Origin of the sequence: Ligilactobacillus equi DSM 15833 = JCM 10991 (genome assembly GCF_000615765.1) — a bacterium.
GTDB classification, from domain to species: Bacteria; Bacillota; Bacilli; order Lactobacillales; family Lactobacillaceae; genus Ligilactobacillus; species Ligilactobacillus equi.
Genome location: NZ_BAMI01000066.1, coordinates 1 through 9,301, shown reverse-complemented (window position 1 = coordinate 9,301; position 9,301 = coordinate 1). Strand labels below are relative to the sequence as shown.

9 protein-coding genes and 2 pseudogenes are annotated in these 9,301 nt (G+C 36.0%); 1 reads left to right on the top strand and 10 read right to left on the bottom strand.

Annotated features, from left to right (window positions below; translation table 11 throughout):
* A partial coding sequence (locus tag JCM10991_RS13770) for a C39 family peptidase (protein WP_025021443.1) occupies positions 1 to 967 on the top strand: 967 nt, incomplete at its 5' end.
* A gap of 39 nt (positions 968 to 1,006) precedes the next feature.
* Here JCM10991_RS13770 and rfbD read toward each other — a convergent pair.
* The 10 genes and pseudogenes from rfbD to JCM10991_RS14675 all read right to left on the bottom strand — a co-directional run bounded on the left by rfbD (position 1,007) and on the right by JCM10991_RS14675 (position 8,673).
* The gene (rfbD, locus tag JCM10991_RS10435) at positions 1,007 to 1,921 is read right to left on the bottom strand and encodes a dTDP-4-dehydrorhamnose reductase (RefSeq protein ID WP_025021442.1); all 915 of its coding nucleotides are present in this window, start codon (positions 1,919 to 1,921) and stop codon (positions 1,007 to 1,009) included.
* 48 nt (positions 1,922 to 1,969) lie between these two features.
* A pseudogene (rfbB, locus tag JCM10991_RS13765) lies at positions 1,970 to 3,006 on the bottom strand (dTDP-glucose 4,6-dehydratase).
* A 9-nt stretch (positions 3,007 to 3,015) separates the two neighbouring features.
* A complete protein-coding gene (gene rfbC, locus JCM10991_RS10425) occupies positions 3,016 to 3,597 on the bottom strand; it encodes a dTDP-4-dehydrorhamnose 3,5-epimerase (protein ID WP_025021441.1) in 582 nt (193 codons plus the stop codon).
* 2 nt (positions 3,598 to 3,599) lie between these two features.
* Positions 3,600 to 4,471: pseudogene (gene rfbA / locus JCM10991_RS13760) on the bottom strand (glucose-1-phosphate thymidylyltransferase RfbA).
* 115 nt (positions 4,472 to 4,586) lie between these two features.
* On the bottom strand, positions 4,587 to 5,513 hold the full coding sequence (locus tag JCM10991_RS10415; protein WP_025021440.1) for a glycosyltransferase: 927 nt from the start codon (positions 5,511 to 5,513) through the stop codon (positions 4,587 to 4,589).
* A gap of 1 nt (position 5,514) precedes the next feature.
* On the bottom strand, positions 5,515 to 6,504 hold the full coding sequence (locus tag JCM10991_RS10410; RefSeq protein WP_025021439.1) for a glycosyltransferase family 2 protein: 990 nt from the start codon (positions 6,502 to 6,504) through the stop codon (positions 5,515 to 5,517).
* Between the two features lie 4 nt (positions 6,505 to 6,508).
* Positions 6,509 to 7,141: a sugar transferase gene (locus tag JCM10991_RS10405; RefSeq protein WP_025021438.1), complete on the bottom strand. Its 633-nt coding sequence runs from the start codon at positions 7,139 to 7,141 to the stop codon at positions 6,509 to 6,511.
* Positions 7,142 to 7,145: 4 nt separating this feature from the next.
* Positions 7,146 to 7,925, bottom strand: a complete 780-nt coding sequence (locus JCM10991_RS10400; protein ID WP_025021437.1) for a DUF4422 domain-containing protein — start codon at positions 7,923 to 7,925, stop codon at positions 7,146 to 7,148.
* Positions 7,926 to 8,113: 188 nt separating this feature from the next.
* On the bottom strand, positions 8,114 to 8,308 hold the full coding sequence (locus JCM10991_RS16470; protein ID WP_369384730.1) for a transposase: 195 nt from the start codon (positions 8,306 to 8,308) through the stop codon (positions 8,114 to 8,116).
* Positions 8,309 to 8,337: 29 nt separating this feature from the next.
* Positions 8,338 to 8,673: a transposase gene (locus tag JCM10991_RS14675; RefSeq protein WP_051528007.1), complete on the bottom strand. Its 336-nt coding sequence runs from the start codon at positions 8,671 to 8,673 to the stop codon at positions 8,338 to 8,340.
* Between the last annotated feature and the right edge of the window lie 628 nt (positions 8,674 to 9,301).

Here is a 9,301-nt window from a genome sequence, read left to right as displayed (position 1 = left end):
CGAAATCGCTAGAGCAAAAGTCACTAATGAAGTAGTTCGGCCGGATGTGCAACATGTTTACCCTAACTTACATGACGCTAATGAAAGTGGCTTTTCAGTCACCTTTATGGATCTTCCTGCATATAATCAAGGCCATACCTATCAATACGTTTTACGCTTCTCTAATCAAGAAAATGGTGAAGGAAAATATACTGACACTTGGTCAGGGTATTTCCACGGAAACGGTCAAAAGTATAACGGACTTATGAACGAGAATGGGCAAGTTTATTTTTACCGTGATGGATATCGTCAAACTGGTCAACAATACTACAATAACCACTACTACTACTTTGACGAAGTAACTAATGCCATGGTTACAGGACTTAAATACATTTCAAATCAAAATAAAACTGTCTACTATGCAAGCAATGGCCAATTGCAGTATGGTGAAATTCACGTTGGTAACATTACTTACTATGCAGATTATGGCTCTGGTGCTATCAACGGAGTCTTTAACAACGCAGAAGTTATTGGACAAAATCCAGAACTTCCCACTGGTTGTGAAATTACAGCCGTAACCATGATGTTAAAATACGCAGGCCAAAACGTTAATAAAGTTCAGCTAGCTAACGAAATGCCTCGAAGTAATAATGGAGATTACGGCTTTGTCGGTAACCCATTTAGTGTCACTGGTTGGTGGGTGTTTCCTACCGGAGTTGCTCCTGTCGTAAATAATCACCTAGGAACTAGTCAAGTAATGACTGGAGCAAGCATGGCAAGTATTCAAGATAAATTACTCCATGGTCACTTAGTAGTCGTCTGGATGGGTAATATGAATGGATTTATTAATCATGCCGTCACCCTAACTGGTTACAGAAATGATATTCTTTACTACAATAACCCATGGACAGCCCAAAAAGAAAGCATGACTGTCAGTCAATTTTATTCTCATTGGAATGCCGATAAACAACGCGCGTTGAGTTACTAAAGCGAAATCCCTACAGGAAATAACCTGTAGGGATTTCTGCTATTTAATGATTAATTTTAAGTATCTAGCCAGTGCATCTTGCCAAATAGGCAATGGTTCAAAGCCATTTTCTACTAACTTACTCTTATCCAAACGACTGTTAAATGGACGTGCTGCTTTAGAAGCACCATATTCTGCCGTGGTTACAGGAGTTACAGTTACATTCTTACCTGCTTGCTTGAAGATTTCCGTCGCGAAATCTGCCCAGGAAATGTAACCACCTTCATTGGTTGCGTGGTAGTAACCATACTTTTCCGTTTCAGTCATATCAACCAATAAACGTGCTAAGTCGTAAGTATAGGTTGGAGTACCAATTTGATCAGATACCACCGTTAAAGTATCATGATTTTCTGATAATTTAAGCATGGTCTTAATGAAATTAGCACCATTAACTCCAAAGACCCAAGCAATCCGCACGATAAAGTACTTATCTAAGGTCTTAGAAACTGCCAATTCACCTTCAAGTTTTGTTTGGCCATAGAAGTTTAGTGGTTGATAGTTTTTATCATCAGCTTGCCATGGTTCTTCACCTTGACCGTTGAAAACATAATCCGTTGATAAGTATACCATCTTCGCATCAACTTTTTTCGCTGCATCCGCAATATTTTGCGTCCCGTTAACATTAATCGCGCGAACTAGATCTTGCTTATCTTCATCTTCAGCAGCGTCCACTGCCGTCCAAGCTGCACAATGAACAATAACATCAGGGTTAACGTCCGCAATTACCTTTGCCACTGCGTCAGCATCAGTAATATCCATCGAAATATATTCTGCTTTAGTTACATAAGAATCATCTTGAATACCAGCATATTCGGGTGCTAAATCGGTGCCAACACCAACATGACCGCGCTTATTCAATTCATTCATTACATCATGACCTAGTTGCCCGGCCACGCCTGTTACAAAGTATTTCATTACATTGCCTCCTAAAACGAACCCTCGGTTTTAAGCCGAGGGGTTTCATTATTGTCCATTCTTTGCGTACTTAGCTTCAACGGCTTCTTTTTGAGCTTTCCACCAATCTTGATTTTCCGTGTACCAAGCAATTGTTTCTTTGAGTCCCTTAGAAAAATCAGTAAATTGTGGTTCCCAACCTAATTCGTTCCGTAACTTACTTGCATCAATTGCATAACGTAAATCATGACCAGGACGATCCTTAACTTGATCATAGGCATCTTGAGGTTGCCCCATGGCTTCTAAGATAGCTTCAAGAACTTCTTTATTGTTCTTTTCACCGTCAGCACCAATTAAGTAAGTTTCACCAATTTTACCTTTAGTCAAAATAGTCCATACGGCAGAAGAGTGATCATTAGTGTGAATCCAGTCACGCACATTCTTACCTTCACCGTATAACTTAGGCCGAATACCTGATAAAATATTAGTAATTTGACGTGGAATAAACTTTTCAATATGTTGGTAAGGACCATAATTATTCGAACAATTTGAAATTGTTGCTTTCAAACCAAAGGAACGTACCCACGCCCTTACTAATAAATCAGAAGCTGCCTTAGATGATGAATAAGGACTAGATGGACGGTAAGGGGTTTCTGGCGTGAATTTTTCCCCTGGGCCTTCACCATGCCTGGTAAATCTTCACGTAATGGTAAATCACCGTACACTTCATCTGTTGACACGTGGTGGTAACGTACATCATACTTACGGCAAGCGTTAATTAACACTGAAGTCCCGACAATATTAGTTTGAATAAATGGTGTTGGGTCTTCTAATGAATTGTCATTGTGGCTTTCTGCTGCATAATGCACCACAGCATCTGCCTTTTGAACTAATTCATCAACAAGCTTTTCATCACAAATATCTCCGACTACTAGTTCAACACGGTCAGCAGGTAAACCTGCTAAGTTTTCCTTGTTTCCTGCATATGTTAGCTTATCTAAAACTGTTACATGCACTTCAGGGTGATTGTTAACTACGTAATGAACAAAATTTGAACCGATAAAACCGGCCCCACCGGTTACAATAATATTTTTGTACTCAGCCATGGTCTCCTCCTAAATTTCACCGTAAACAAACGGATTATCTTTTTCAAATTCGGTTAAAGTTGGTTGTTTAGCATCCTTTTCAGAAGTGATTGCTTTATCTAAATCAATTGGCCAATCAATGTTTAATTCTGGTGTCTTGAATGAAATACCACCATCAGCTTCAGCATTGTAGTAGTTATCACATTTGTAAAGGAAGTTAACATTATCCGTTAAAGTCACAAAGCCATGCGCAAAACCCTTAGGCACTAAGAGTTGGCGGTGGTTACTTGCAGAAAGAATGTAGCCTTCCCATTGCTTGTATGTAGGTGAACCTTTACGTAAGTCAACAATCACATCTAAAACCGCTCCGGTAACAACCCGAATTAACTTAGTTTGAGCTGCTTCACCACGTTGGAAGTGAAGCCCACGTAAAACACCAGCTTGAGTAGATAAAGAATGGTTATCTTGAATAAAGTTAAAATCAATCCCGGCTTCCTTAAAATCACGGTCAGAGTAACTTTCCGTAAAAAAGCCCCGGTGATCGCCGAAAACATCTGGTGTAATCAACTTCACATCTTGTAACTTTGTTTCTTTAACAACTAATTTACCCATTTTTATTTATCCTCCTCGGCAATACGTAACATGTATTGTCCGTAATCGTTCTTCTTTAAAGGTTGTGCTAATTCAACTAGGCGTTCTCTAGAAATCCATCCCATTCGGTAAGCAATTTCTTCTAGACATGCCACCTTCAAATTTTGGCGTTTTTGAATCGTGGAGATAAAACTAGCAGCCTCTAACATGGAGTCATGCGTCCCGGTATCTAACCAAGCATAGCCCCGTCCCATAAGCTTCACATCAAGTTTACCACGCTCTAGGTAAGCCTTATTAACATCGGTAATTTCTAGTTCACCACGTTCTGATGGTTCAAGATTTTCAGCAATCTCAACCACGTCGTTGTCATAGAAATATAAACCTGTAACTGCATAATTACTCTTAGGTTGGGTAGGTTTTTCTTCAATTGATAAAGCATGCATCTCTTCATCAAATTCAACCACTCCAAAGCGTTCTGGGTCATTAACATGGTAACCAAAGACCGTTGCCCCGGATTCTTTTTTAGCAGCCTCTTGTAATTGTTTAGATAAGCCATCACCATAGTAAATATTATCACCTAAAACCAAGCAAACCGAGTCATCACCAATAAACTCTTTACCTAAAATAAAGCTTCTGCCAAACCATTAGGTGCATCTTGCACTTTATATGATAAATTAATTCCAAAATCAGAGCCATCCCCTAATAACTGTTCAAATAGAGGTGTGTATTCCGGAGTCGAAATTACTAAAATGTCTTTAATCCCTGCCAGCATCAAAGTTGATAAGGGATAATAAATCATGGGTTTATCATAAACAGGAATTAACTGCTTAGAAATTCCTTTTGTAATTGGATAAAGTCTAGTGCCTGAACCACCAGCTAGTATAATACCTTTCACATCTAACATTCCCTTCTAGAAAGTCTCACACTACTATATTATCTTACAAAACGAGTATTGGTACAAGATGTTCATTAATTTAAAAATAAAAGAATCCCAAGTTAACTTGAAATTCTTATCTTCTTTTAATATATATTAGATACCATTCTCCGAGATATTGGCGGTAACGTGGGAAACAATCCCAATATGTTACTAGCCTTAATCCTATAAAAGGATTTTTTGTACAATAAAATTTTCTTCTTATATTTAACCAATTATCATTCCTTCTAAGAACAGATAACTGATTTTCTTTATTTCCTGATACATCTTTCGCTAAATAGGCTTTTAATGTATCATTAAAACTTTGAGCTGATTCAATCCACTTTTTCTTTTCTTTAACAGTTTTTAAGTCCTTACTTTCTTTTGCGAATGCACTTGTTTTATGATTCCGCCATTTAATTAATGAATCAGTGTAGATATACAAACTATCTGCAAAAATAGCCAAGCGCCATAGCAGTGCATCATGAGCAAAATGCGGTTGCCAATACCTTTTACTAATATCTAATAAGGATCTCCTAATGCAATGCGTGCATCCCGGATTTTGCACCAAAAGATAATTATTTTTTAATTCGACTTTCTCAAGATGTTTGGTATTTTTCCGATAACCTATACGACTCTTACCATTTTCAAAAAATTCCTCATAATTTGAAACCAACAGGGAGATTTCACTATGATTAGACATTATTTTTTCCATGATTTCTAACTTATCTTCACGCCAAATATCATCTTGATCACAAGTAAAGACTAAATCTCCTGTTGATTGCCACATTCCTTCCATGAAATTCCGACGCCATCCTTTATTTTGAGGATTAATCGTCAAATTCCAGGTATTTAAGCCATGCTCTTCGATATAGCTTGTAATTATTTGGACTGTTTCGTCAGTGGATCCGTCATCAAATATCAATACTTCATCAGCCTGACGCTTCTGTAGCCTTAAAGATTCTAATTGTTCTAAAATATATTTTTGTCCATTGTATGTCGACATTACAATCGATAATTTCATACTATTTCCTCTTCATTAGTTTTAAGTAACATCCCCATGCCAATTTATATATTTTAAAGCCACCACTTAACATATAGTAGCCTATCTTATCACGTTTAGGGACCATAGGGTCTGAGAAAATACTTGCTCTATTTTCCCGCAAATATTTTAAAATTTCTTCACGACTTTTCAAATCTTCAGGAGTACTTACATTCAACATCTGATTAAGAGTACTGAAACGCGCATACACTTGACGTCGCAAAACCGCCTCTTTCAAGTCAGGATACTTTCTACCCACATAGGTCGCCATTTCATCGGTCATATCCAACAAGTCCAACTTACGTTCATTGAATTTCGAAGTTGTAATTGAGTCATCACGTAAAACATAATTATATTTCGGAAAAAAACCACATTCAACGATATCACATTGCGCAAATAATAGGTACGTAGTTGCTATATCCTCAAATAATTTTCCTTCAGGAAAACGAACATTACGGTACAAAGATCGATGTGTTAATTTAGCATACGCACACGTATCAACCAAATTATGGTAACACATCATCTGGATAGCCTCTTTACCTGATAAAGTTGCATAAGTATCATTGCCACAACTTTTAGTCGAACCAGTTGCTAAATAAACATTATTCAATGAACATAATGCCATTTTTGCTTGAAAATTACTTTTTTCGAGTAAGTGATACATAAAATCTATATAATCATTTTCTAGATAATCATCTGAATCAACAAAAGTAAAGTACTCACCAGTTGCAATATCCATACCATTATTTCTAGCATTCGATAATCCACCATTTTCTTGATGAATAACTTTGATTCTTGAATCCATATGCGCATAATCATCGATAATCGTTCTGGAACTATCTGTTGAACCATCATCTACCAAAATAATTTCTATGTTTTGGTAGGTCTGTTCAATAATCGACTTTAAACACTTAGGTAAGTATTTTTCAACATTATAGATAGGCACAATAACTGATACCAATTTATCTTCCATAAACCTAGTACGCCCCATTCGTCTTAAAAATACTAATTATATTTTTTGTTAATATTTTTATATCAAACCAAAAAGAGGCATTTCTTACATAATAGAGTTCTACCTCACAACGCTTAGGATAAGCAATCTCACTTCGGCCTGAAGCTTGCCAATACCCCATTGCACCCGGAGTTACAGATAAAAATTCATCAACTCGATCGCCATATTCCTTAAGCTCTTCTTCAACTACAGGACGAGGACCGATTAAGGTCATATCGCCTTTTAAGATATTTAAAAATTGCGGTATCTCATCTAAAGAACTCTTTCTTATAAAACGACCAAACTTAGTTATTCTCGGATCTTTATCCGGTGGTAGCTTATAACTATTTTTAACGTATAGGCTATGCAATTCTTTGTTCTTTCTTAACCGCTCTTCTGCATCAACCACCATTGATCTATATTTATAAATATAAAATGGCTTATGATTTTTGCCAATTCTTCTTTGACGGTAAAATACCGGACCTTTATTACTTCCAAATTGGTCAATTATCCAAACAATCAGTGTGATTGGAGCTACAAAAATCAAGGCACATAGAGATACTACAATATCTACGAAACGTTTAAAAATCAAATAACAGTGATTTGATTTACTTTGCATTTTCTCACTCCTTACTCCCACCAATAAATTTTCTTTGTAAAAACTTTATGATTTTTTTGATCCAATGTTGCTTTCCCATAAACATGACTGGAACTTCAACATAATTTATATTATTTTTTTCAACCCAAACATCTAATAGGCGCTCACTCAAAAAGCCAAAAACTCGTTGATTATATGCCGAATAAGTTGAAATATCAATTCTATTTTCAACTTCCTCTAAAACATCTATCACCCATTCGGTATAGCTGTCAAAAATAGGTGCTTTAGCTATTAACATATTAAACTTATGTCCAACTTTCTTAGCCATCCACTTATCAAAGATATCCAAATAATCTGGATATTTCTCTTCTAAGACTGAACGTAACACCTTTAAATCTTCTTCATTATGAGCGTGAGCATATTGCTGCCAGTTAGTTTCAATATAGTAGTTTCGCTTATTAGGCAAAATCATATCGTACTGGTTCATAAGTTCATCTAAGGTTGCTTCTGACATAATATCACGATACTTTTTTTCAACAGACAAGAAAAAATTTTTCTTTCCGTTAGAGAAGAAACGTCGATAGTGAACTAAACCTTTCACGTCTGCTTGACGATTATTAGCAGCCCAGTACTGTCCTGTTAGTTCACAATAACTTTTATTCTTTTCAGAAATATTTACACCTGTGTTATCACGTAAATAACCATTAAAATTCTCAAGGCTATTTCCCACCTGTAACGGATAATACATGTCATCACCTGGCATTTTTGCCTTTTTATGACTTATTACGTAAACTTCATTTTTCAAGGATAACTCCTCTACTTTCATTTTGCTTTTACTATTTTTACAATAACTTTATAAAAATCATTGTATCATTTTTTATTAAATATATAAAATACCATTATGATTTTACTATAGTTCCTAGCTAATTTCTACATTTAATAGATTATAACTTTCTAACATACACCAAAAAATGTCGTATTTAGTGCGTGGTGCTAGTTGATTGGCAAGTCATAGACCCCTAAATTGTACATCAATAAAGAAACTTCAAATCTAGTTTGAAAACCTGCCAAAGAACGGGCACGATTCTTTTCGATGTCGTAATTACTGCTTAAGATCGAAAAACAACGCTCTATCTTACCTCTACAGAGAATTAAATCGTAATTATTTTGCTCCTTTGCACCCTTCATATTAGAGCAATATGGGGTCAAATTATAGCCTAAATCCTTGGCATGTAGCCTTCACCAATATAGCCCATATCCGCAAGGATATTCTTGCATGGACTCTCAGCAATTAGTTCAGGTGCTACCCTTACATCATGAATTGATGCTTTGGTGATACTGTAATTCAGAACTATACCTGTAGCTGATGTCATTACATGAGCTTTAAAACCGTAGAACTTTACGTTCTTTGTCGTATTTTTACCGACATCTGCAATATCCTTGAAAACTTTTGTGGTGTACCGTCTATGTGACACTGATAAAAGCATCGGGAAGCTATCTATAATGGCAATGTCAGCTCCAGGTCCGCTAATTTCAACTAATCTGCGACGCATCATAGCAAGCACCGGTAAGAGTTGACAAGAACTCCGATTAAAACGTGAATGGCTTGGCTTAATAATGTCTTTTCTGGGAAAGACATCCTAAATACCCGATAAAATTTACGTTGTGAATTAACACCAATTGCATTTTGGTAAAGCATGAGTGTCAATACCTCAGTATCGGAATTTCTAAATGACTGTTCTTACGAGATTTTAAGTTAGTGGGACATAGGTTGACATACAAGAAACGAGCAATTTTCTCAAAATACTCAAAATTTCCTCGTAATGTCGCGCGTTTTTCTTTAAAATTTAAGTGGTCTAACATGGTATGTAACAACTCCTATAGTTTGGTCACTTAAGAGTTTACACCATGTTAGACTTTTTGTCTTACAATTTTTAACTAGCACCACGCACGTATTTAGTTTAATTCAAACGAAACTACCTAATAATATGAATGTTTTTTTCTACTAAATATGAATTTGATGTTATCAATATCAATGCATTAACGTACTTTCTCTGATAAACGTGGTAATAGATTTCATGGGAAGTTCCTCTTACGTCAACTAATGTCTGTACCTAATCTGAATAGTCTAAGCGACTTTCACATATAAAGTTAAAAATTAGGTTAGGAAAAAGCTTGAAT

What these genes read in the sequence shown, in the direction of transcription:
- rfbD (WP_025021442.1), bottom strand. Translation starts at nt 1,921, where the DNA reads ATGAAATACTTTGTAACAGGCGTGGCCGGGCAACTAGGTCATGATGTA.
- rfbC (WP_025021441.1), bottom strand. Translation starts at nt 3,597, where the DNA reads ATGGGTAAATTAGTTGTTAAAGAAACAAAGTTACAAGATGTGAAGTTG.
- JCM10991_RS10415 (WP_025021440.1), bottom strand. Translation starts at nt 5,513, where the DNA reads ATGAAATTATCGATTGTAATGTCGACATACAATGGACAAAAATATATT.
- JCM10991_RS10410 (WP_025021439.1), bottom strand. Translation starts at nt 6,504, where the DNA reads ATGGAAGATAAATTGGTATCAGTTATTGTGCCTATCTATAATGTTGAA.
- JCM10991_RS10405 (WP_025021438.1), bottom strand. Translation starts at nt 7,141, where the DNA reads ATGCAAAGTAAATCAAATCACTGTTATTTGATTTTTAAACGTTTCGTA.
- JCM10991_RS16470 (WP_369384730.1), bottom strand. Translation starts at nt 8,308, where the DNA reads ATGAAGGGTGCAAAGGAGCAAAATAATTACGATTTAATTCTCTGTAGA.
- JCM10991_RS14675 (WP_051528007.1), bottom strand. Translation starts at nt 8,673, where the DNA reads ATGCGTCGCAGATTAGTTGAAATTAGCGGACCTGGAGCTGACATTGCC.